Consider the following 21808-nt stretch of genomic DNA (forward strand, 5'->3'; position numbering starts at 1 on the left):
CATGCCTTTCGTTCCTGATGAGAAGGACTGGACCTGGGTCCTGGCCCGTCCCTGCCCGGAGTGCTCGTTCAACGCCTCGACGGTCACGCCATCAACCGTGCCGGGGAGCATCGACAACATGCTTCCCCGCTGGCGGGCCGTCCTGCGCAGGCCGGACGCGGCCGAACGGCCCAACGACCACACCTGGTCCCCCCTGGAGTACGCCTGCCACGTCAGGGACGTATTCAGCCTTTTCGACCAGCGCCTTAACCTCATGCTGGATTCAGACGACGCCCGGTTCGAGGACTGGGACCAGGACCGGACAGCGCTGGACAAGGACTACGCCAGCGCCGATCCCGCCGTGGTGAGCGCGGAGCTGACGGCGGAGGGCAAGCAAGTGGCGGAGTCGTTTGCGGGGGTCCGGGAAGCGGAGTGGGGCAGGAAAGGCCTGCGCAGCAACGGGTCCGAATTTACGGTCCTGACCCTGGCCCGGTACTTCCTGCACGACGTTGTCCACCACCTTCACGACGTGGACGGCTGACTGCCCTCCGCCACGGCGGCATAAGCGGGAGCCGGGATGCGTCCAGGCTGCCCGGCACCGGCTGACAACACAAGCCGTGCATCGTCCGGGTGGATGTCGGCAGGGTTATGGGTCACCAGCACCACGGTCCGGTTACGGAGTCCGCGGCGGAGGTCGGCCAGCATGTCCTGTGCTGATTCCGCGTCCAAATGGGCTGTTGGTTCATCGAGCAGGATCACCTCCGCGCCCGTCATGAGCGTCCGCGCCACGGCCAGGCGCTGGCGCTCTCCCCCGCTCAGGAACGCCCCGCCGGGCCCAATCCTGGTGTCCAGGCCGGCCGGGAGGTGCTCCACCAGGGCGGACAGCCCAACGGACGCCAACACATCCCGCAGTTCGCCGTCCCCGGCAGGGCCGTTGGACGAAGCCCTGCCGAGCAGCAGGTTGCCGCGGATGGTCGAGTCAAAGAGGTGGGCTTCCTGCGGGCACCAGGCTGCCCGCCCGGTCACGCGGGCAGTCCCGGCGCCAGCAGGAAGGAAGCCCAGGAGGACCGAGAGCAGCGTCGACTTTCCGGACCCGGACGGCCCGGTGACGGCCAGCCAACGGCCCGGCTCCGCCACGGCGTCCAGCCCGGAGAACACGGGTCCGCCGCCCGGCCAGGCAGCGGCAAGGTCAACGAGTTCGACGCCGGCAGCACCACCGCGGCGGGCAGGCACCTTCTCCAGTCCGTCCACGGTTGTGTCGGCAGGACGTGCAGTGGCGGCGTCCAGGGCACCGGAATCCGCCACCCGCCGCATGACCGTCCGGAGCGCCGGGAACTGGCGTACCGCCGTCGTCATGGCCGCGTAAGGTTCCACCAGCGCGAGGAGCAGCAGCACGACCACCGCGGCCGTCGGCGGGGCGAGCCTGCCCTCCAGCACGGCCGGAGCCGCGAGCCAGGCAGCCGCGAAGGCCCCCGCGCAGCAGGAGGCGGTGGTGATGGCGTGGCCCAGTCCGTCAGCCCAGGCCGACCGCTGGGAAGCATGCGTCGCACTGCGGTCCCGGGTGCGCAGGCCCGCCAGGACCGGAAACGAAACCCCGTTGGCGTGCAGGTCGGCACGCGCATCCAGGGCTGAGGAGATGCGGCGCAGGACCCCGGACCTCAGGACCTGCTCAGCGGTGGCGGATTTCCGGTCAGCCCACAGGGCCACAGCCGGTGCCAGAAACAGGCTGACCGCCGCGGCCGCAAGGACGGCGGTCATGGCATCCGGAACCAGCAGCCAGGTGGTGGCCAGTGCCAGCGTGGACACGGCCAGGGCAGTGACCGGCGGCAGGACAACGCGCGGCAGGAGGTCGCGGACCGTATCGACGTCGTCGATGATCGTCCCGAGGACGTTTCCGCCCTGGAGCAGCCGGCGGAGCGACAAGGCCCTGCGGCTGAGGGATTCCCAGAGCCGGCCGCGGAGCCCGGTGAGGGCGGCGAACACCGCATCGTGCAGGAGGAGCCGCTCCCAGTACCGCAGCACAGCCCGTCCGATCCCGAAGAACCGCACCCCGACAATGGCCGTCAGGAGGTACAGGATGGGCGGCTGCTCGCTGGCCCGGATGATCAGCCATCCTGACAGACCGGACAAAGCCACGGCGAAGACTGCCGCCAGCGTGCCCACGATGGCAGCCGCGGCGAACTTCCCCTGCACCGGCGCCAGGAGGGCTGCCAGGAGTCCCAACGTCCGGCGCCTGCCCCTGCTGTCCCCGGTGGCGGGCGTGGCGGGGCTGGTCCTTGCAGCTGTTACGTCTGCTTTTTCGCGGGATACCGGCACGGCTGCGGTGGCCGGCCGGGGCTTTCCGGCATCCGCGTTCTGCCGGGCCGGGGCTGTCCGGCCCGCTCCCCCAACCGCGACCACGTGGTCGGCAAGGTTGCGCGTGCGTTCGTTGTGAGCCACCAAAATGACCGTGGCACGGCCCCGGAGTTGGCGGATCGCGTCTTCCACCACCATGGCCGAGGCGTCGTCCAGATGGGCGGTGGGTTCATCGAGGAGCAGGACAGTGGCCCCGGCGTCGATCCTCGCCAGGCCCCGCGCCAGTGCCACCCTCCGCAGCTCGCCGGGGCTCAGTTCCGCGGGGTTCTGGTGGGCCAGGTGGCCGGCGGCAGCGCGGGCGAGGCAGGTGCGTGCAGCTGCCTCCGCACCGGCATGGCTGACAGTGCCATCGTCGAGGTCGCCCGAGAGGTACAGCACCACCTCTGCCAGGACCGTCTCTGCGAGCATGACCGGGTGCTGTGGCACCCATGCCAGCGCAGTCCGGTCAAGGCCCTGCACTGTACCGCTGACGCTGGTCCCGGCCCCGTCCCCAACGGTCCCGGCGAGCACGCCGAGGACTGTGCTCTTTCCTGCGCCGCTGGCTCCGTCAAGGGCGGTGATCCTGCCTTGCGGCGCGGTGAAGGTGAGGGGTCCGACGGCGGGGCCTGACCTTCCGCTGTAACTGACGGTCAGGTTGGTGACGGTGAGGGGTGCTCCGGGCCTGCCCGCCTTGGCGGCCGGAAGCGGCCGGGGTTCGGGGCCTTCCATGACTGCAGTGGTTTCGGAAAGGGCCACCCGGCCGTCGTCGCTCGCGTGGTGGGCCGTGCCCAGTTCACGCAGCGGAAGGTAGCAGTCCGGGGCAAGGATCAGGGCCAGCAGCCCTGCCTCGAGCGGCATGTCACCATGCACCAGCCGGACGCCGATGAACACCGCCACCACGGCAACGGAGATGGTGGCAATCAGTTCCAGTGCCAGGGCGGACAGGAAGGCTGTCCGCAGGGTTCCCATGGTCCGGGTGCGGTACTCTTCGGAAATTTCTTCGAGGGCCTTGCGCTGTGCCGTGGCGCGGCCGAGCCCCACCAGGACCGGCAGGCCTTTGGCCAGCTCCAGCATGTGGGCGGAAAGCCTGCCCAGCGCGGCCTGCGCTTGCCGGACGTTGTCTTCCGTGTACCGTCCGATGAGCACCATGAAGAGCGGCACCAGCGGCACCGTCAGGACAATCACCACTGCGCTGACCCAGTCCGCGAAGAGGATCCTTGCGCCAAGCAGCAGCGGGATCGCGGCGCAGTTCACCAGGGCGGGGAGGAACTGGGTGTAGTAGCTGTCCAGGGCGTCCAGGCCGCGGGTGGCCAGGACGGCGAGTCCGCCGTCTGCAGGTCCGGCCGCCCGGACGCCGTTCCGCAGTGCCCTTTCAAGCAGACCGGCGCGCAGCTCCTCCTTGATGCCAAGGGCCGCGCGGCGGGCAGCAACAGCCTGCCCCCAGACGGTCAGTGACCGCAGGACCACGCCGGCCAGCCCCAGGGGAAGCTGGTCTCCCCAGCCCGGCTCCCCTGCGACCAGTCCGGCCAGGACCGATGCCACCGCCTGTCCCATCAGGACCAGTGACAGGGCTTTGAGGGCTGCCAGCAGTCCGAGCAGGTAGATGGCGGACCGCGTGGCCGGGCCGGGAGGGAAACTTGGCCGCATGTCAGCCCTTCGTGGTGAAAGCCCTGGCGGCGACGGCCGGCAGGAAGGTATGGGCCTCGGGGATGTGCGCAGCACTGACCCGCCGCCGGAACACCCAGTAGGTCCAGGCCTGGTAGGCAATGACCAAGGGGAGCCCGAAGGCGGCCACAACGCTCATAAGCCCAAGAGTGTAGTCAGAGGAGGAAGCGTTGGAAATGGTGAGGTCAAAAGCGCTGTCCAGGGTGGAGGGGAGCACCACGGGGAAGACGGCACCGAAGATGGAGGCCGTGCCCAGGACGAGGAAGGCGCCCAGGGCGAGGAACGCCTTGCCCTCGGCTGCCTTGCGTGCACAGGTCCAGGCGGCGGCTGCCGCTGCGACGGCGAGCAGGACCAGCGCCCAGGTCCAGGGGTTGCCGTCCAGGAACTGGATGCTGAGTGCCCAGGCCGCGATGGGCAGCAGCAGGACAGGCAGCAGCCGCACGAACCACTGCCGGGCCCGGTGCCGGATGTCACCGTCGGTTTTCAGCGCAAGGAATGCCAGGGCGTGCAGCAGTGAGAACCCCACCACGGCGAGCCCGCCGAGTACTGCGTAGCCGCTGAACCAGGCGAGCGGGCCGCCCACCCGGTCGCCGTTGGCGTTCAGAGGAAGCCCCGTGGTGGTGAGGGCCAGGGCGGCGCCGACTCCGAAAGCTGCGAAGAACGAACCCAGCGCAATGGCCCAGTCCCAGCGGGCCCGCCACTGGGCTGTGTCCACCTTGCCGCGGTATTCGAAGGCCACCGCCCGGAAAATCAGGGCAACGAGCACCACCAGCAGCGGAAGGTAGAGGGCCGAGAACAGGGAGGCGTACCAGAGTGGAAAGGCAGCGAAGGTCGCGCCGCCGGCCGTGAGGAGCCAGACCTCGTTGCCGTCCCAGACCGGGCCGATGGTGTTGAGCAGGACCCGGCGCTCGGTGTTGTTGCGGGCGAACACCTTCATGAGCATTCCGACACCGAGGTCGAAGCCCTCCAGGAAGAGGTACCCGGTCCACAGCACAGCAATGGCGATGAACCAGATGGTTGGCAGCAGTTCCATTGTTTGTTTTCCTCTGCTTGGTAAGCGGCTTAGTAAGCGAACGCCAGGACGTCGTCGGCGGGCTTTCCGCCGCCGGGCCCGCCAGGTCCCGGCGTGGCGTCCTCGTTTTCGTCCACCGGCGCATGGACCAGTTCGGGCATGGCGGAGACGACCCCACCGCGGATGTACTTGACCAGCAGCTTGACCTCAACCACCAGGAGGACCGCGTACACCGCTGTCAGGGTCACCAGCGAAGCCAGCAGCTCTCCTGCCGAGACGCCCGGGGAAACGGCTGCGGCGGTGAACATGAACACCTGGTCAATGCCGCTGGGGTCGGGGTTGGGTGCCACCACAAAGGGCTGGCGGCCCATTTCCGTGAAGATCCAGCCTGCCGCATTGGCGCCAAAGGGGGCCAGGATGCCGAAGACGGCCAGCCGCATGAGCCACCGGGACTCCGGGACGGTTCCCTTCCGGGTGATCCACAGCGCCACAAGCGCTGCCAGCGCAGCCAGTCCGCCGAAACCGATCATCATCCGGAAGCCCCAGTAGGTGACCTCCATGACGGGAAGGTAATCGATTTCCTGGCCGGCGCGTTCGCCGTAGATGGGGTTGTCCGGAAGGTGGGTTCCGTAGGCCTCCTTGTACTGGGGAAGCAGGCTGTTGACGCCCTGGACTTCCGTGGTGAAGTCGCCCTTCGCCAGATAGGAGAGGATGCCGGGGACCTCGATCAGGGCAACGATGTCGTCGCAGTTCTGTGAGCCAAGGTTGCCGATGCTGAGGACGGAGAACCCGGTGCCGTCATGGCAGGCGGCTTCGGCTGCCGCCATCTTCATGGGCTGCTGCTCGAACATCAGTTTGCCCTGGAGGTCGCCGGTGAGGGCTGTGCCGGCAAAGGAGATCATGGCCACTACTGCCCCGATGCGCAGGGACCGGATCCAGACCTTATGGTCGTCGCGGTCGCGGCCGGAAATGTCCGCCGACTCACCGGGAACCACCTTGCCGTCAGGGCCCACGGTGTCGACGCCGTCGCGCCGCCTCCGCCAGAGGTGGTACCAGGCGATACCGAGCAGGAAGCCGCCGGCGACGGCGAGGGCGCCGAACAGCGTGTGGGGTACAGCCACCAGTGCCGTGTTGTTGGTGAAGACTGCCCAGGCATCGGTCATGACCGGGCGGCCGTCCACCATTTCCACCCCCACAGGGTGCTGCATCCAGCTGTTGGCCACGATGATGAAGTAGGCGGAGAACACCGAGCCGATGACCGCTATCCAGAGGCACGCCAGGTGGATCCCGGGTTTCAGCTGCTTCCAGCCGAAGATCCACAGCCCCAGGAACGTGGATTCAACAAAGAACGCCAGCAGCGCTTCCAGGGCGAGTGGCGCACCGAACACGTCTCCGACGAAGCGGCTGTACTCACTCCAGGCCATCCCGAACTGGAATTCCTGCACGATGCCGGTGGCCACGCCCATGATGAAGTTGATCAGGAAGAGCTTTCCCCAGAACTTGGTCATGCGGAGATATTCCGGGTTGCCGGTCCGGTGCCAGGCGGTCTGGATGACGGCGACAACCAGGCCGAGGCCAATAGTCAGCGGAACCATCATGAAGTGATAAACGGTGGTGATGCCGAATTGCCAGCGTGCAATTTCCAGCGCGTCCAAAGCGTCCAAGGCGGTTCCTCGTGTCAGCGGATGCGGATCTTCTACGTTTTGTAGAAATCCAACTTCTACCGAGTGTAGAACAACGCTGGCAGCCAAGTAAAACTGGCTGCGGGCATTCAAAGCCGCCGGAAAAGCCGCGGGCGGCGTGCTGTTCTACCCGACGTAGAAACTCTCGAGAAAACGGGGTAAATTAGAGGTTGTAGTCCAAACAAACGCATGTCGCCTCCTCCGCATCTGCGGCGGCGGCGCGGGGAAACAAAGGAAAAGTGCAATGGCTAGTCTTGGTGAACTGGAACGGGCAGTGATGGATCTGCTCTGGGCGGGCCAGGAAGCAGCCACAGCTAATACCCTCCGGGACCGGCTGGCGCAGACATCTGCCGGCAAGGACGGCGCAGCCGGCCACGAAGGCAAGGAACTCGCGGTCACCACCGTGCTGACCGTACTGTCCCGCCTGGAGAAGAAAGGCCTGGTTGAACGTGAACGGGGCACCCGCCCGCACCGCTACCAGGCAGTGTCCAGCCGTGAGGACCACACTGCTGAGCTGATGCATGAAGTGCTGGGCTCGGCTCCCGACCGCGAAGCTGTACTTGCCCGCTTTATCGGGTCCGTCTCCGAGGGCGAAGCCGAGACTCTGCGCAAACTGCTTGGCCACATCTAAGGGACCATGTTCTGGGCCTCGTACCTGCTGGCGGTCCTTGCGATAGTCCTGGCGTGGCCGGTGCCTATCCTCCTCTCCCGGGCGCAGTGGCCGGCCCGCTCACCGTTCACTGCCATGATTCTGTGGCAGGCAATCGCGCTGGCCGGCGGGCTGTCCATGATCGGTGCCATGCTGGTTTACGGCCTGGAGCCGATCGGCGACAACCTGATCGCAGGGCTCCGGGCCCTGGCCGGCATGGTGCTGTACAACGCCCCCACCACTGAGCTGGGTTTCTGGCACATTTTTGCCCTGTCCGCGGCGGCACTGCTCACGGCCCATCTGGTGTTCACCCTGCTGTTGACGTACTACAAGATAGAGCGCCAGCGGCGGCGGCACCGCGAACTGCTGGCACTGCTGGCCTCACCGTCGGCAGAAGGGACCGGAACGCTGGTTATCAGCCACAACTCCCCTGTGGCATATTGCCTTCCCGGCGGCTCTCGTTCCGTGACAGTCCTCTCGGATGGCTTGATGGCGGCCCTTGAGCCTGCCGAACTCCGTGCGGTCCTGATCCATGAGAACGCCCACCTGAGCCAACGCCACCACCTGCTGCTGTGGGCCTTCGCGGCCTGGCGGCAGGCACTGCCATGGCTTCCCACCACCCGCCTCGCCCAGGAAGCAGTGAACTCGCTGATTGAAATGCTGGCGGACGACGTCGCGCTCAGGACTGAAAGCAAGGCCACACTCATCAAGGCCATCGCCATTGTTGCCAGCGGGTCGGCAGCCAACGCGGGCACCGCCGAACTCCGGCCGGGGTCCTCCAGTCTGGCGCTGTCAGGACTGGACGCCGCTGCAGGGACCTCCGGCGCCGACTCGGCCCGTACCACCGCGTCACGGGTCAGCAGGCTGCTCTCGCCCCGGCCCGAGCTTCCGGCACCTGTCCGCAACCTGGTGATGGCGGGATCTGTGCTGCTTCTGGCGCTGCCAACTGCCCTGCTGGTGGTTCCCGGCCTGCTGGGCTGAGCTGCCGTCAGGCGTCGATGCGCTCCCGGTCAAGGCTGGAGGCGCCGGCAATGATGAAGTCCTTGCGCGGAGACACGTCCGAACCCATCAGCAGATCGAAAATTTCCTCTGCCTGCTTCGCGTTCTCGATCCCCACCTTCCGCAGGGTCCGGTGCCGCGGGTCCATGGTGGTCTCGGCCAGCTGCTCGGCATCCATTTCGCCCAGGCCCTTGTAGCGCTGGATGGGCTCCTTGTACCGTTTGCCCTCCTTGGCCAGCCGGGCCAGCAGCACGTGGAGCTCCGCCTCCGAGTAGGTGTAGATCATCTCATTGGCCTTTTGGCCGGAGTTAATGACTTCCACGCGGTGCAGCGGCGGGACCGCGGCAAAAACCCTGCCTTCGTCGATCATGGGCCGCATGTAGCGGAAGAAGAGGGTGAGGAGGAGCGTCCGGATGTGGGCGCCGTCCACGTCCGCGTCCGTCATAAGGATGACTTTGCCGTACCGTGCGGCGCTGATGTCAAAGCTGCGGCCCGAACCGGCGCCCACCACCTGGATGAGCGCAGCACATTCGGCATTCGAGAGCATGTCCCCCACTGACGCTTTCTGGACATTGAGGATCTTGCCGCGGATGGGCAGCAGGGCCTGGAAATCTGAGGACCGGGCGAGCTTGGCCGTGCCGAGCGCCGAGTCGCCTTCCACGATGAACAGTTCCGAACGTCCGACGTCGTCGGTACGGCAGTCCGCAAGCTTAGTGGGCATGGAGGAAGTTTCCAGCGCATTCTTGCGCCGCTGGGTTTCCTTGTGCACACGGGCCGAGATGCGGGACTTCATCTCGCTGACGATCTTTTCGAGCAGCAGGGCGGACTGGGCCTTGTCATTCCGGTTTGCGGAGCTGAGCTTGGCGCTGATTTCCCGCTCGACGACCTTAGCCACGATGGCACGGACCGCAGAGGTTCCCAGGATCTCCTTGGTCTGGCCTTCGAACTGCGGCTCTGCCAGGCGGACAGTCAGGACAGCGGTCAGTCCTGCGAAGATATCGTCCTTTTCAATCTTGTCGTTGCCGGCCTTGAGTTTGCGGGCGTTGTTTTCCACCGCTTTGCGGAACGTTTTGACCAGGGCCTGTTCGAAGCCGGACTGGTGGGTTCCACCCTTGGGCGTGGAGATGATGTTGACGAAGCTCCGGACAGTGCTGTCGTAGCCGATCCCCCAGCGCAGCGCGACATCCACTTCACAGTCGCGCTCCACCTCGGCCAGTTGGCTGTGCCCGCGTTCGTCCAGGACGGGAACCGTCTCTTTGAACTTGCCGGAGCCGTGCAGCCGCCACACGTCGGTGACCGCCGGATCAGCGGCAAGGAACTCGACGAACTCGGAGATACCGCCGTCGTGGTGGAACACCTCCTCGTGGACTCCGGCCTCGCCGGGAGTTCCTGCGACTCTCCGCTCATCCCGCACGGTCAGTTTGAGACCGGGCACCAGGAAGGAGGTCTGCCGGGCGCGGGCGGCCAGTTCCTCGTAGGAGAACTTTGCATCCGGGGTGAAAATCTGCCGGTCGGCCCAGTAACGGATGCGGGTGCCGGTGACGCCCCGTTTGGCCTTGCCGGCAATGTCGAGCACAGAGTCGTCAACGAACGGAGTGAAGGGGGCGGCGGGGTCGCTGCGTGAGCCGGTGTCCTTGAAGCGCCCGGGCTCGCCGCGGCGGAAGGACATCTTGTAGGTCTTGCCGCCGCGGTCCACTTCGACGTCCAGCCGGGAGGAAAGGGCATTGACAACTGATGCGCCCACGCCATGCAGGCCACCGGAGGCAGTGTAGGAACCGCCGCCGAATTTGCCGCCGGCATGGAGCTTGGTGAAGACCACCTCGACACCCGTCAGGCCCGTCTTGGGTTCCTTGTCGATTGGGATGCCGCGGCCGTCGTCGTGGATCTCCACGGAGTTGTCAGCGTGCAGGATGATTTTGATGTCGTGGCCGAACCCCGCCAGCGCCTCGTCAACGGAGTTATCGATGATCTCCCAGAGGCAGTGCATGAGCCCGCGGGAGTCGGTGGAACCGATGTACATGCCCGGGCGCTTGCGGACGGCCTCCAGGCCCTCCAGTACAGACAGGTGCCGGGCAGTGTAATCAGAGCTTGGTGCCACTGGTGATGAACTCCTTCAGGGACGGAACAGCGGGCTGGAACGCTCTTCCTAGGGTAGTCGGCCCGGCGCCGATGGACCTGCTGCCACACCTGGCAGCCGGTGTGGACCCCGCCACTTACGCGGCGCCGCCGCCATCCCGGAGAATCTTGAGCCAACTTTGCGGATACGCGGACAGCGAACTTGGCCCATCCTTGCCATGGTTTTGATACGAATGCTGGTTATATAGACGTACTGATCTACTAAGGAGGCCGACATGACAACAGCAGTGGCAGACCGCACACTCAATGCACTCGACCGGTGCGACCGTTGCGGAGCTCAGGCCTACGTCCGGGTTGTATTGGAGTCCTCCGGCGGTGAGCTGCTCTTCTGCGGCCACCACGCCCGTGCAGTCGAGGCGACTCTCAAGCCGTTGAGCTCTGACTGGCACGATGAGACGGGCAAGCTTCGCGAGAAGGCAGCCGTAGAAATCGACTAGCTTCCTCAAGCTGTTGGGACCCCACCGCAAGGTGGGGTCCCAATCCGTTTAAGCACCAGTCCCACCGCACCACGCATTGCCCCGCCAGGAACGCCTGCGCGAAAGAAAGCGGCCCGCCCGCTGCCAGCCCCTCTGAGGGGCACGGCAGCCGGCGGGCCGCTTTCCTGGCTCAGCCCGTTTTAGTCGAGGTAGTCCCGGAGTACCTGCGACCGCGACGGGTGGCGGAGCTTGGACATGGTCTTGGATTCGATCTGGCGGATACGCTCGCGCGTTACCCCGTAGACCTTGCCGATTTCGTCTAAAGTCTTCGGCTGTCCGTCGGTCAGGCCGAAGCGCATGGCCACAACACCTGCTTCACGCTCGGAAAGGGTGTCCAGGACTGAGTGCAGCTGTTCCTGCAGCAGCGTGAAGCTCACAGCGTCGGCAGGAACGACAGCTTCGGAGTCCTCGATCAGGTCACCGAATTCGGAGTCGCCGTCCTCGCCCAGGGGTGTGTGGAGCGAAATGGGCTCCCGGCCGTACTTCTGGACTTCGACAACCTTTTCCGGTGTCATGTCCAGTTCGAGCGCCAGCTCTTCAGGCGTAGGTTCACGGCCCAGGTCCTGGAGCATCTGGCGCTGGACGCGGGCCAGCTTGTTGATCACTTCGACCATGTGGACCGGAATACGGATGGTACGGGCCTGGTCCGCCATTGCACGGGTGATGGCCTGCCGGATCCACCAGGTGGCGTAGGTGGAGAACTTGAAGCCCTTGGTGTAGTCAAACTTCTCTACCGCACGGATGAGGCCCAGGTTGCCTTCCTGGATGAGGTCCAGGAACAGCATCCCGCGTCCGGTGTAGCGCTTGGCCAGCGAAACCACCAGGCGAAGGTTGGCTTCAAGGAGGTGGTTCTTGGCGCGCTTGCCGTCGTGGATGATGAACTCGAGCTCACGCTTGTACTTCGGATCCATGGAGCCGTCGTCAGCGTTGATCTTCTCTTCGGCGAACAGCCCGGCTTCGATCCGGAGGGCGAGGTCCACTTCCTGCTCGGCGTTGAGCAGTGCAACCTTTCCGATCTGCTTCAGGTAGTCCTTGACGGGGTCTGCCGTTGCACCGGCGGACATGACCTGCTGGACCGGGGCGTCGTCGTCGTCGGCGTCGGAGTAGACGAAGCCCTTGCCGGATCCGGCCACGGCCTTCGCAGGGTCGGCCTCGGCGTCCTCCTCAACGACCTCAGGTCCTTCGAGGATGATGTCGTCAAGGTCTGCCTCAACTTCTTCTGCCTCGTCGCTGTCACCGGACTTTCCGGCAGCCTCGGCAGCAGCCTTCGCGCCGGGCTTGGGGCCGCGCTTTTTGGGCTCGCGCTTGCCGTCCGCTGCGGCCGCACCGGCCGATGCCTTGTTGGCTGCGCGCGTAGCTGCCCGCTTGGCGTTAGTCGCAGCCTGCTTCTCCTCGGCGGACAGTTCGTCCTGGGCGGAGGGGTCCTTCTTCGTGGAAGACGGGGTCACAGAAAACCTTTCTAGCGGTGGTCTGTGGAATCACCATACGGGCAACACCACTATGACCCTGTCAAGTCCGTGGTGAAAACCAAGCGCCACCACGGCCGGCAGAGTCTGTTAACACAACTCCCGGAGCCGCTGTTATGTTCCCCGAAGGGCGCAAAGACGGACGCTCGATACACGGACCCAACCGGGTCTCGGCCTCCATTGTCTCATGTTTTCCCGGATTCGGGCCTCTCCGCCGTTCTTTGGCCACTGGCCGTGCTGCATGTCCGTGCCTTCGTGGACGCCACCGACATGCTTTCGCCCCCCGATCAAGCTGCCTCCGGCCCGAACTTCTGCCAGGCGGCCTCCTTCCGTGCCGCCCAGCCGCAGATGGTCCCCCGCTGGACCAGGTCCAGCAGCAACTCCGCGAGCCGGTATCCGGGCTCCGCTTCAAGTGCCTGCCCAAGGTACGCCGCTGCATAGGAGCCGCGCCCCCGGCACCAGGCGATCCAGCCCCTTCCCGTCAGTGCCGCGGCGGCCGGCGGCCCGCCCATCAGGGCGAGGTGCTCCAGTGTGAGGTCGAGGGCGTCCAGGCTGTGCCATTGGGGAACGGCCGGCTCCTGCCCCATGAGGACGCCGCCATAGCGGGGAGTTCCATCCTGGCCACCGGAGATCGGGATGCCGTGCCCGAAGTGGTCCGGAAGCGCCAAGGATGGAAATTGATTGCCATCCGCTGCGGACGGCAGTTCCTCTTCACCCGCCTGCTCCGCCGCTGGGGTCATCGGCCCCAGCTGCGCGTCGGGGCTGAAAACGCCGAACTCTTCGGCCCCCGCTGCGGCCGCTGTTTTTCCTGCCGCCGCCATAACGAGGACGGCGTCGCGCCAGGCCGGCACCAGGAGTGTGGCCCGAAGGAAAGCATCCCGGTGTACTGATGGCTGTTGCAGGTCCCCGACCGGGCGGGCCAGCATCGCCTCCCACTGGCCCAGCACTGCGGCAAACTGGGGCCGGCTTTGCCGCCGGAGGTCCAGCTGCGCAGACCACACAGCCTCCGCATCCAGCACAGCGGCCCGATGCAGGGCAGGAACGGGGCCCGCCGGCTGCCGCTGTTCCGGTGCAGGTCCAATGCTGCTTCCCCGGAACACCATCTCAGTGTTAAGCAGGCTGTCGCGGATTTCGTCGATGGGACGTCCGGCCGGCGGGCAGCATGAGACATCCAGGCACCACGCCTCCCGCCAGAAATCCTCCCCGACGTACCAGGCCTCCCGGACAGGCATCCGCGCCCCTTGCAGCATGGAGTCCAGGGCGGCGAGCAGGCCATCGTACCGGGACGGCGGCGCCGCGCCGCCATTGCTTGTAAAAATCGCCAGCAAGGTGCCGTCAGCCTCTTTGTCCGCCTCGAGGTAGCGCCGGACGGCCCGCAGAAACCGGGCTGGATTCGCAAGGACATCAGGTCCAGGCAGGTCCAGCCGGAGGGTAGCGCCAAGCCTCTTGCCCTGCAGTGTCATCGCCACGAGGCTCTGCGCCGGCCAGTATCCCAGCGAGTGGGGAATGAAACCCAGGATGTCTTCCGGGCCGCGGACTGTGAGCCGTTCTGGAGGTGTCATGGCTCCAGCATTCGCGGCGACGGGGCCAGCCGACAGTAAGGGCCGCTGGTATGTGGAAACCGTGGCCCTGCAGCCGGCCCTGTGGAGGACCAGTCAGTCGTCCCGGGAACCCGGCTGGCTGCGCCGGGCCAGGTTTTCGCGGCGCTGCCGGGCCAGCGCACTGCGCAGCGGCGGGACCACAATGCCCTGGGCAGCCATCTGCCGCCGCACCTTCCGGCGGCATACCAGCATTGCTGCGGCACCGGAGCCGAGCAGCAGGAACTGGACACTGAGTGCGATCCGGAACGGGTCCAGCCCGTACAGCACGCCCTTGGAGAAACCGCTGGTATACAGAACGTCCAGCACCAGCCCGATCAGGAAGATCGCTATCAGCGCTGCGATGAACCCGCCCACGTTGACGATGCCCGTCGCGGTGCCGATCCGGTGTGCCGGGTTGAAGGTCCTCGCGAAGTCGAAACCAATCATGGAACCCGGCCCGCCGACGGCGAGAACCACCACGAGGCCCGCCAGCAGCCACAGGGGAGCCCGCCCGGGAGTCAACAGGACGGCAGCCCAGGCCGCAGCAGTGGCCCCGGCGATCAGCAGCACCATGGTGGAACGGCGCAGCGGATGCCGCGACACGAACCTTCCGATGAAAGGACCTACCGCCATTGCGGCAGCAACGTAGAGCGTCATGAGGGCAGCCACCGTTCCGGCGTCCAGGCCCTGCCCGGAGATGAGGAAGGGGTAGCCCCACGTCATGGCGAACACCGTGCCGCTGAACTGGATGGTGAAGTGGCTCCACATACCCAGCCGCGTTCCGGGCTGGCGCCAGGCGCGGGCCAGGGAGACCCCGGTGGCCTTCAGGCCTTGCCGGGCATGCGGCCGCTCTGTGCCGGGCGGGACGTCCTGCAGGAGCAGCAGGACCAGCACGACGGCGAGAGCCGACATCCCGGCCAGCATCAGGAATGCGGTGGTCCAGCCGGAGAGGTGCAGGACAAAGGCGAAGGGGATAACGCTGAAGAGCTGGCCCAGCTGCCCCGACATGCCCGTCAGCTGGGTTACCAGCGGCACCCTGCCAGGGGCAAACCACAGCGGGATCAGGCGGATCACGGAAATAAAGGTCATCGCGTCACCGGCGCCCACCAGGATGCGGCCTGCCACTCCCCCGGGAACACTGTCGGCAAAAGCCAGCTGGAGCTGCCCGAGTCCCATGAGGACCGCCCCGCCGGCAATCATGGCGCGCGAGCCGAACCGGTCCACCAGCAGGCCCACCGGAATCTGGAGGCCGGCGTAGACGAGGAGCTGCAGGACGGTGAAAAAGGAGATCGCGGACGCACTGGCCTGGAACCGCTCAGTGGCCTCCAGCCCTACCACGCCGAACGACGTGCGCTGCGCCACGGCCACCATGTACCCGAAGATTCCAATGGTCCAGATGAGCCAGGCGCGGGGTGCAGTCACCACTTCATTATGCCCGCGCCCCGAAGAGCCCTTACTGCGCCGGGTTCTCCCGCGCCAGGTACGCCTCCACTGCTGCGCCCAAAACGTCGGCATTGGGCAGCTCGTCATTCTCGTCCGCCAGGAGCGAGCGGCGGACTGTGCCTTCGGCCTTCTCGTCATAACGGGCCTCCAGCCGTGACACCACCTGCTGGACGTCTTCGGAGGCATCAATCTGCTCCGCGATCTGCCGGCCAACCTCCCGGCCGGCCTCGCGGAGCCTGTCTGAAGGCAGCATCAGGGAGGTGGCGGCGCCCAGGTATTCAAGGCCTGCGACGGCGGCGGTGGGGTATTCAGCTTCGGCAAGGTAGTGCGGCACGTGGATGACGTAGCCGGCAACGTTGCGGCCTGCCTCCACCAGGCGGAGTTCCAGGATATGGCCTACGGCTGCGGGAACTTCCACCGTTGGCTTCCATACAGAAATGCCCTCGATCAGGTCCGGCCGGTTTCCGTGGACGGTTACCCCCACCGGCCGGGTGTGGGGAACCGGCATGGGGATGGAGTGGATCCAGGTGACGAGGTTGACGTCCAGTTTCTCCACGATGCCCACCACAGCCCTGGCGAACCGCTCCCACTGAAGGTCCGGTTCGAAACCTGCGAGCAGCAGAAACGGCTTCCCCAGGCCATCCACCAGCCGGTACAACGCGAGCCGGGGTTCCTGGTAATCCTGAAGGTGATCCTCAACAAACGTCAGGTGCGGACGGCGCGAGCGGTAGTCAATCAGCTGGTCCGCATCAAAAACAGCGACCGGCTGGGCGTCGAGGGAGTCCAGGAGCTCCGCATTGATCTGCTTCACCACCTGGCCGGCGTCGGCAAAACCCGTGAAGCCCATCACCAGGTTCAGCCCGCGAAGGTCGGGACTGTGGAACAGCTCAATGTTGCTCGCATAGAGCGCATCGGGGTCCAGCAGGGAGCCGGAAATCCGTTCAAGCACGGCATGTTCCTTTCACAGGTGGGGTGGACATTCTTTACAACGCCCCGGGACAGCCGGGCATTCCGGCGGCCACTGTGGCGCACCTCTCAGGAAATTCTCCAGCTCAGACGCAGACGGGCTACGATCGGAACTGGCCTGCCAGACGGGCCCGCAGACTCCCGGACTGCGTTCCGAACGGCCGCACCCGGGCAACCATGGCAGAGCGCCGAACATGCACCCCTGCCCGAACATCTTTCGAGAATCGAGGACTGATCCGCGTGGTCAAGAATACTGAAATCAACCTTAGTACCCTCTCGCGGGACCTGAAGAAGAGCCCCGGCGACGCCGTGGTCATAGGTGTGGGGCAGGGTGCGGACGGTCCCGTCCTCCTGGAGAACCCGCTGACCGCCAGGTCCGCCGAGGCTCTCGGTGATTCCCTCAAGAGCCTCGGCGTGACAGGTGCTGCCGATCAGCTGGTGCGTTTGCCTGGCCTCCCCGAGACGGGTGCGGGCGTGCTGGTCCTGGCCGGCGTGGGCAAAGTGTCAGCGGCCGGCCCGCTGGGAGCGGAAGCACTGCGGCGCGCTGCCGGCTCGGCTGTACGCCAGCTTGCCGGCCTTGCCACAGTTGTCCTGGCGTTTCCGACGGCGTCGCTTGCCGATGTGGAGGCCGTGGCCGAGGGCGCGGCCCTGGGTGCCTACTCCTTCACCGAGTTCCGGTCCTCGAAGGACGGCCTGAAGGATCCCGTCCGCAACGCCGTGATTTTCACGGAGCTGGCAGACCAGAAAGAACTGGCCCCTGCGCTCAAGCGGGCCGCGCTGATCGGCAAGGCCGTCAACGCCACCCGCTCCCTCGTCAACCAGCCGCCAAGCCACCTCTACCCGGAGACTTTCGCTGAGGCTGCGAAGGACCTGGCCAAGGGCCTGCCGGTGAAAGTCACGGTCTGGGACGAGAAGCGCCTGGAAAAGGAAGGCTTTGGCGGCATCATGGGCGTAGGCAAGGGATCCGCCCGCCAGCCCCGCCTCGTCAAGGTGGAATACTCGCCCGCCAAGGCAACGTCAAAAATCGCTCTGGTGGGCAAGGGCATCACGTTCGACACCGGCGGGATCTCCATCAAGCCGGCCCTCGGCATGGGAGACATGAAGAGCGACATGGCCGGTGCCGCCGTCGTCCTTAACACTGTCCTGGCCCTTGCGGGACTGGGCCTGCCCGTCAAGGCCACCGCCTGGCTCTGCATCGCCGAGAACATGCCTTCCGGCGCCGCCTCCCGCCCCGCCGACGTCCTCACGATGTTCGGCGGCAAGACCGTTGAGGTCCTGAACACCGACGCCGAGGGCCGGCTGGTGATGGCCGACGGCATCGTGGCCGCCAGCCTGGAGCACCCCGACGCCATCATTGACGTCGCCACCCTCACCGGCGCACAGCTGATCGCCCTGGGCAACCGGACTGCCGGCGTCATGGGATCCGACAGCGTGACTGCGCCTCTGAAAGCGGCAGCGGACCGGGCCGGGGAACTCGTTTGGCCCATGCCGCTTCCCGAGGAACTGCGGCCCAGCCTCGATTCGCAGGTCGCAGACCTCGCAAACATCGGGGAACGCCACGGCGGCATGATGACCGCAGCCGTTTTCCTCCGCGAGTTCGTGGGTAAGGGCAAGGACGGGGAACAGATCCCCTGGGCACATATCGACATCGCCGGGCCCTCCTTTAACAACGGAAGCCCGTATGGCTACACGCACAAGCAGGGAACGGGCTGCACGGTCCGGACTCTGGTGGCCTATGTGGAAGACATTTTGGCTGCCGCCTGACGCGTTTTGGCGGCCCCCAACGTGTTGTCACGCGGCTTTGCGGAACTGGTGATCCCTGTGCCACAAAGCCGCGTGACACTCGACACAAGCGCTCCACAAACGTGGTGCCAGGGTGGAGCATGGATAAGTGGTTCGCTAAGGTGAACCACGGTAGTCACAAATGCAAGAGAACAGGCCTGCTGGCATAATCACGGCAGTGCAAGTTCCAAGACCAGATGATGCGCAGGATCGCGTCATCGTTCACGCGAGGGAGCGTTTTAGTGGCCGATCAGGCAACTGCGCAAGAATTCGACATCCTGGTACTCGGTGGCGGCAGCGGCGGATACGCCGCCGCGCTGCGGGCAGTACAGCTTGGCCTCACCGTCGGCCTCGTGGAGAAAGCAAAGCTGGGCGGCACCTGCCTCCACAACGGCTGCATCCCCACCAAGGCCCTCCTGCACTCCGCGGAACTGGCCGACCACGCCCGTGACTCTGCCAAGTATGGCGTGAACGTCACCCTGGACAGCATCGACATCAACGCTGTCAACGCGTACAAGGACGGCATCATCGCCGGCAAGTTCAAGGGCCTGCAGGGACTCATCAAGTCCAAGGGCATCACCGTCATTGAGGGCGAAGGCAAGCTCCAGGGCACGGACACCGTCGTGGTGAACGGTACCGCCTACAAGGGCAAGAACATCGTCCTGGCCACCGGCTCCTACTCGCGTACCCTCCCGGGCCTTGAGCTCGGCGGCAAGGTCATCACCTCGGACCAGGCGCTCACCATGGACTTCATTCCCAAGAGCGCCATCATCCTGGGCGGCGGCGTCATCGGCGTCGAGTTCGCCTCGGTCTGGAAGTCCTTCGGCGTGGAAGTCACCATCGTGGAGGGCCTGCCCTCCCTCGTCCCCAACGAGGACGCCACCATCGTCAAGAACTTCGAGCGGGCCTTCAAGAAGCGCGGCATCAAGTTCTCCACCGGAGTGTTCTTCCAGGGCGTCGAGCAGAACAACGACGGCGTCAAGGTCACCCTGGTGGACGGCAAGACCTTCGAGGCCGACCTCCTCCTCGTTGCCGTGGGCCGCGGTCCCGTCACCGCCAACCTTGGCTACGAGGAAGCGGGCGTCACCATCGACCGCGGCTTCGTCATCACCAACGAGCGCCTGCACACGGGCGTCGGGAACATCTACGCCGTCGGTGACATCGTCCCCGGCGTCCAGCTCGCGCACCGCGGCTACCAGCAGGGCATCTTCGTCGCCGAGGAAATTGCCGGCCTCAAGCCCGTGGTCGTCGAGGATATCAACATCCCGAAGGTCACCTACTCCGAGCCGGAAATCGCCACCGTTGGCTACACCGAGAAGGCCGCCAAGGAGAAGTTCGGCGAAGACCAGGTGCAGACCCAGGAATACAACCTGGCCGGCAACGGCAAGAGCTCCATCCTCGGCACCTCCGGACTGGTCAAGCTGGTCCGCCAGAAGGACGGCCCTGTTGTGGGCGTCCACATGATCGGAGCCCGCATGGGTGAGCAGGTTGGCGAAGCCCAGCTGATCGTGAACTGGGAAGCCTACCCTGAGGATGTTGCCCAGCTGGTGCACGCGCACCCCACCCAGAACGAGGCCATGGGCGAAGCCCACCTGGCACTCGCGGGCAAGCCGCTTCACGGCTAGTCTCCCCCACCACCAAAGAGCCTGGTGCACCCGGCACGGAATGCCGGGTGCACTAGGCTGGCCAACAGGCAGCAATCATCCGCACTAAAGATCAATAAGGAGAACGGGGACGACATGTCTGAATCCGTTAACTTGCCCGCCCTCGGTGAGAGCGTCACCGAAGGAACCGTCACCCGCTGGCTGAAGCAGGTAGGTGACCGGGTAGAGGTGGACGAGCCCCTGCTCGAAGTCTCCACCGACAAAGTAGACACTGAAATCCCCTCTCCTGTCGCTGGCGTGATTGAGGAAATCCTGGTTGCCGAGGACGAGACCGCCGAGGTAGGCGCTCCCCTGGTCCGGATTGGTGACGGTTCCGGCGGCGGCGCCCCGGCCGAAGAAGCTCCTGCTGCTGAGCAGGCATCCGCTCCCGCCGAGGCCCCCTCCACTGAAGCACCTGCTCCCGCCGAAGCGCCTTCCACTGAAGCGCCCGCCCCCGAAGCACCAGCGCAGGAAGCTTCCGCACCCGAGACACCGGCAGCCGGCGGCGGCGAAAGCCACGAAGTCACACTGCCGGCCCTCGGTGAGAGCGTCACCGAAGGCACGGTCACCCGCTGGCTGAAGGCTGTTGGGGACGCCGTCGAGGTTGACGAGCCTTTGCTGGAGGTCTCCACCGACAAGGTTGACACCGAAATCCCGTCGCCCGTGGCCGGCACCCTGCAGGAGATCCGCGTCAGCGAGGACGAGACCGCAGAGGTCGGCTCCGTCCTTGCAGTCATCGGCTCGGGTGCAACCGCCGCCCCGGCCGAGGCTCCCTCCACCGAAGCGCCGGTCCAGGAAGCGCCCAAGGCAGAAGCACCGCAGGCAGAAGCACCTGCGCCGCAGGCAGCTCCCGCCCAGGCGGCACCCCAGCAGGAGGCCCCCAAGGCAGCACCTGCTCCCCAGGCCCCCGCAGCAGCTCCGGCGTCAGCAGAGGCTGCGCCGGCCGGCGGATCCGAGTCAGGCTACGTGACCCCCCTGGTCCGGAAACTGGCCAACCAGCACGGCGTGGACATCGCCTCGCTCTCGGGCACAGGTGTCGGCGGCCGTATCCGCAAGCAGGACGTTATGGCCGCAGCCGAAGCCAAGGCAGCTCCCGCAGAGGCCCCGGCAGCAGCACCTGCCGCGTCCGCCCCCGCAGCCTCCGCAGCCCCGGCAGGCGCCGCTTCCTCACTCCGTGGCACCACGCAGAAGGCACCGCGCATCCGCCAGGTCATTGCCCGCCGCATGCGTGAGTCCCTCGAGGTCTCCACCCAGCTGACGCAGGTCCACGAAGTGGACATGACCAAGGTGGCCAAGCTCCGCGCCCGTGCCAAGAACTCCTTCCAGGCACAGAATGGCGTCAAGCTGACCTTCCTGCCGTTCATCGCCAAGGCGGTGGCCGAGGCCCTCAAGCAGCACCCGAAGCTCAACGCTGCCTACGACGAGGCCAAGCAGGAAATCACGTACCACAACGCCGAGCACCTGGCGATCGCCGTCGACACGGACAAGGGCCTGCTGGTCCCGGTCATCAACGACGCCGGTAACCTGAACCTCGCCGGACTGGCAGCCAAGATCGCCGACGTCGCAGGCCGCACCCGCGACGGCAAGATCGGCCCGGACGAGCTGTCCGGCGGCACATTCAGCATCACCAACATCGGCTCGGTCGGGGCCCTGTTCGACACCCCGATCATCAACCAGCCGCAGGTGGGGATCCTCGGCACCGGCGCCATCGTCAAGCGTGCCGTGGTGGTCTCCGATGAGAATGGTGACGACTCGATCGCCATCCGCTCCATGATGTACCTGTCCCTGACGTACGACCACCGCCTGGTGGACGGCGCGGACGCCGGCCGTTTCCTCCAGACCCTCAGGGCGCGCCTCGAAGAAGGCGCCTTCGAAGCGGACCTGGGGCTGTAACAGCCGTATTCTGACGACGGCGGTGCGGGCTCGGGTGGGAAACCACCGGAACGCCTGTGCCGCCGTCGGCCGTTTAATCCCTGCAACCCCCTGCCGGCGCTCC

At 66.0% G+C, this 21808-nt stretch carries 15 protein-coding genes; 7 read left to right on the forward strand and 8 right to left on the reverse strand.

The features are described 5' to 3' along the window. Nucleotide 1 precedes the first annotated feature (1 nt). Nucleotides 2-520, forward strand: a complete 519-nt coding sequence (locus CXX84_RS13475; protein WP_102977223.1) for a DinB family protein — start codon at nt 2-4, stop codon at nt 518-520. On the opposite strand, the gene cydD is transcribed toward CXX84_RS13475, so the two are convergent. From cydD to CXX84_RS13490, 3 genes are read right to left on the reverse strand one after another with little or no spacing between them, the layout of a single operon-like run. Continuing rightward, nucleotides 502-3960, reverse strand: a complete 3459-nt coding sequence (gene cydD / locus CXX84_RS13480) for a thiol reductant ABC exporter subunit CydD (protein ID WP_102977224.1) — start codon at nt 3958-3960, stop codon at nt 502-504. The two genes, CXX84_RS13475 and cydD, sit on opposite strands and share 19 nt — an antisense overlap. A gap of 1 nt (nt 3961) precedes the next feature. Further along, the gene (gene cydB / locus CXX84_RS13485) at nt 3962-5011 is read right to left on the reverse strand and encodes a cytochrome d ubiquinol oxidase subunit II (protein ID WP_102977225.1); all 1050 of its coding nucleotides are present in this window, start codon (nt 5009-5011) and stop codon (nt 3962-3964) included. A 29-nt stretch (nt 5012-5040) separates the two neighbouring features. Next, nucleotides 5041-6645 carry a cytochrome ubiquinol oxidase subunit I gene (locus tag CXX84_RS13490; RefSeq protein WP_102977329.1) on the reverse strand — a complete coding sequence of 535 codons (1605 nt, stop codon included), beginning with the start codon at nt 6643-6645 and terminating at the stop codon, nt 5041-5043. A 271-nt stretch (nt 6646-6916) separates the two neighbouring features. Here CXX84_RS13490 and CXX84_RS13495 point away from each other — a divergent pair, with 271 nt between their 5' ends. Both CXX84_RS13495 and CXX84_RS13500 read left to right on the forward strand, forming a co-directional pair. After that, nucleotides 6917-7303: a BlaI/MecI/CopY family transcriptional regulator gene (locus CXX84_RS13495; RefSeq protein WP_102977226.1), complete on the forward strand. Its 387-nt coding sequence runs from the start codon at nt 6917-6919 to the stop codon at nt 7301-7303. Nucleotides 7304-7309: 6 nt separating this feature from the next. Further along, a complete protein-coding gene (locus CXX84_RS13500; RefSeq protein ID WP_102977227.1) occupies nt 7310-8302 on the forward strand; it encodes a M56 family metallopeptidase in 993 nt (330 codons plus the stop codon). Between the two features lie 7 nt (nt 8303-8309). On the opposite strand, the gene CXX84_RS13505 is transcribed toward CXX84_RS13500, so the two are convergent. Further along, the gene (locus tag CXX84_RS13505; protein ID WP_102977228.1) at nt 8310-10418 is read right to left on the reverse strand and encodes a type IIA DNA topoisomerase subunit B; all 2109 of its coding nucleotides are present in this window, start codon (nt 10416-10418) and stop codon (nt 8310-8312) included. 253 nt (nt 10419-10671) lie between these two features. On the opposite strand from CXX84_RS13505, the gene CXX84_RS13510 reads away from it, so the two are divergent. Further along, nucleotides 10672-10893, forward strand: a complete 222-nt coding sequence (locus CXX84_RS13510; RefSeq protein WP_102977229.1) for a hypothetical protein — start codon at nt 10672-10674, stop codon at nt 10891-10893. 179 nt (nt 10894-11072) lie between these two features. Here the strand turns inward: CXX84_RS13510 and CXX84_RS13515 are convergent, their stop codons facing one another. The 4 genes from CXX84_RS13515 to CXX84_RS13530 form a co-directional block, all read right to left on the reverse strand. Then, nucleotides 11073-12380, reverse strand: a complete 1308-nt coding sequence (locus CXX84_RS13515; RefSeq protein WP_102977230.1) for an RNA polymerase sigma factor — start codon at nt 12378-12380, stop codon at nt 11073-11075. A gap of 305 nt (nt 12381-12685) precedes the next feature. Beyond that, nucleotides 12686-13960 (reverse strand): DUF4192 domain-containing protein, encoded by a 1275-nt coding sequence (locus tag CXX84_RS13520; RefSeq protein ID WP_102977231.1) that lies wholly within the window; start codon nt 13958-13960, stop codon nt 12686-12688. Between the two features lie 93 nt (nt 13961-14053). After that, complete coding sequence (locus tag CXX84_RS13525) at nt 14054-15400, reverse strand: MFS transporter (RefSeq protein ID WP_102977232.1); 1347 nt, start codon at nt 15398-15400, stop codon at nt 14054-14056. Nucleotides 15401-15431: 31 nt separating this feature from the next. Beyond that, nucleotides 15432-16370 carry a proteasome assembly chaperone family protein gene (locus CXX84_RS13530; RefSeq protein WP_102977233.1) on the reverse strand — a complete coding sequence of 313 codons (939 nt, stop codon included), beginning with the start codon at nt 16368-16370 and terminating at the stop codon, nt 15432-15434. Nucleotides 16371-16627: 257 nt separating this feature from the next. Between CXX84_RS13530 and CXX84_RS13535 the strand changes: the two genes are divergently transcribed. From CXX84_RS13535 to sucB, 3 genes are all read left to right on the forward strand, one after another. Next, nucleotides 16628-18151 (forward strand): leucyl aminopeptidase, encoded by a 1524-nt coding sequence (locus tag CXX84_RS13535; RefSeq protein WP_102977234.1) that lies wholly within the window; start codon nt 16628-16630, stop codon nt 18149-18151. Between the two features lie 260 nt (nt 18152-18411). Beyond that, a complete protein-coding gene (lpdA, locus tag CXX84_RS13540; protein WP_102977235.1) occupies nt 18412-19794 on the forward strand; it encodes a dihydrolipoyl dehydrogenase in 1383 nt (460 codons plus the stop codon). A gap of 114 nt (nt 19795-19908) precedes the next feature. Continuing rightward, nucleotides 19909-21705 (forward strand): 2-oxoglutarate dehydrogenase, E2 component, dihydrolipoamide succinyltransferase, encoded by a 1797-nt coding sequence (gene sucB, locus CXX84_RS13545; protein ID WP_102977236.1) that lies wholly within the window; start codon nt 19909-19911, stop codon nt 21703-21705. Nucleotides 21706-21808: the final 103 nt, after the last annotated feature.

Origin of the sequence: Arthrobacter sp. AFG7.2 (assembly GCF_002892835.1) — a bacterium.
Lineage (GTDB): Bacteria > Actinomycetota > Actinomycetes > Actinomycetales > Micrococcaceae > Arthrobacter.

Coding starts and splice junctions, on each gene's coding strand:
- CXX84_RS13475 (WP_102977223.1), top strand. CDS start 2: ATGCCTTTCGTTCCTGATGAGAAGGACTGGACCTGGGTCCTGGCCCGT.
- cydD (WP_102977224.1), bottom strand. CDS start 3,960: ATGCGGCCAAGTTTCCCTCCCGGCCCGGCCACGCGGTCCGCCATCTAC.
- cydB (WP_102977225.1), bottom strand. CDS start 5,011: ATGGAACTGCTGCCAACCATCTGGTTCATCGCCATTGCTGTGCTGTGG.
- CXX84_RS13495 (WP_102977226.1), top strand. CDS start 6,917: ATGGCTAGTCTTGGTGAACTGGAACGGGCAGTGATGGATCTGCTCTGG.
- CXX84_RS13500 (WP_102977227.1), top strand. CDS start 7,310: ATGTTCTGGGCCTCGTACCTGCTGGCGGTCCTTGCGATAGTCCTGGCG.
- CXX84_RS13510 (WP_102977229.1), top strand. CDS start 10,672: ATGACAACAGCAGTGGCAGACCGCACACTCAATGCACTCGACCGGTGC.
- CXX84_RS13520 (WP_102977231.1), bottom strand. CDS start 13,960: ATGACACCTCCAGAACGGCTCACAGTCCGCGGCCCGGAAGACATCCTG.
- sucB (WP_102977236.1), top strand. CDS start 19,909: ATGTCTGAATCCGTTAACTTGCCCGCCCTCGGTGAGAGCGTCACCGAA.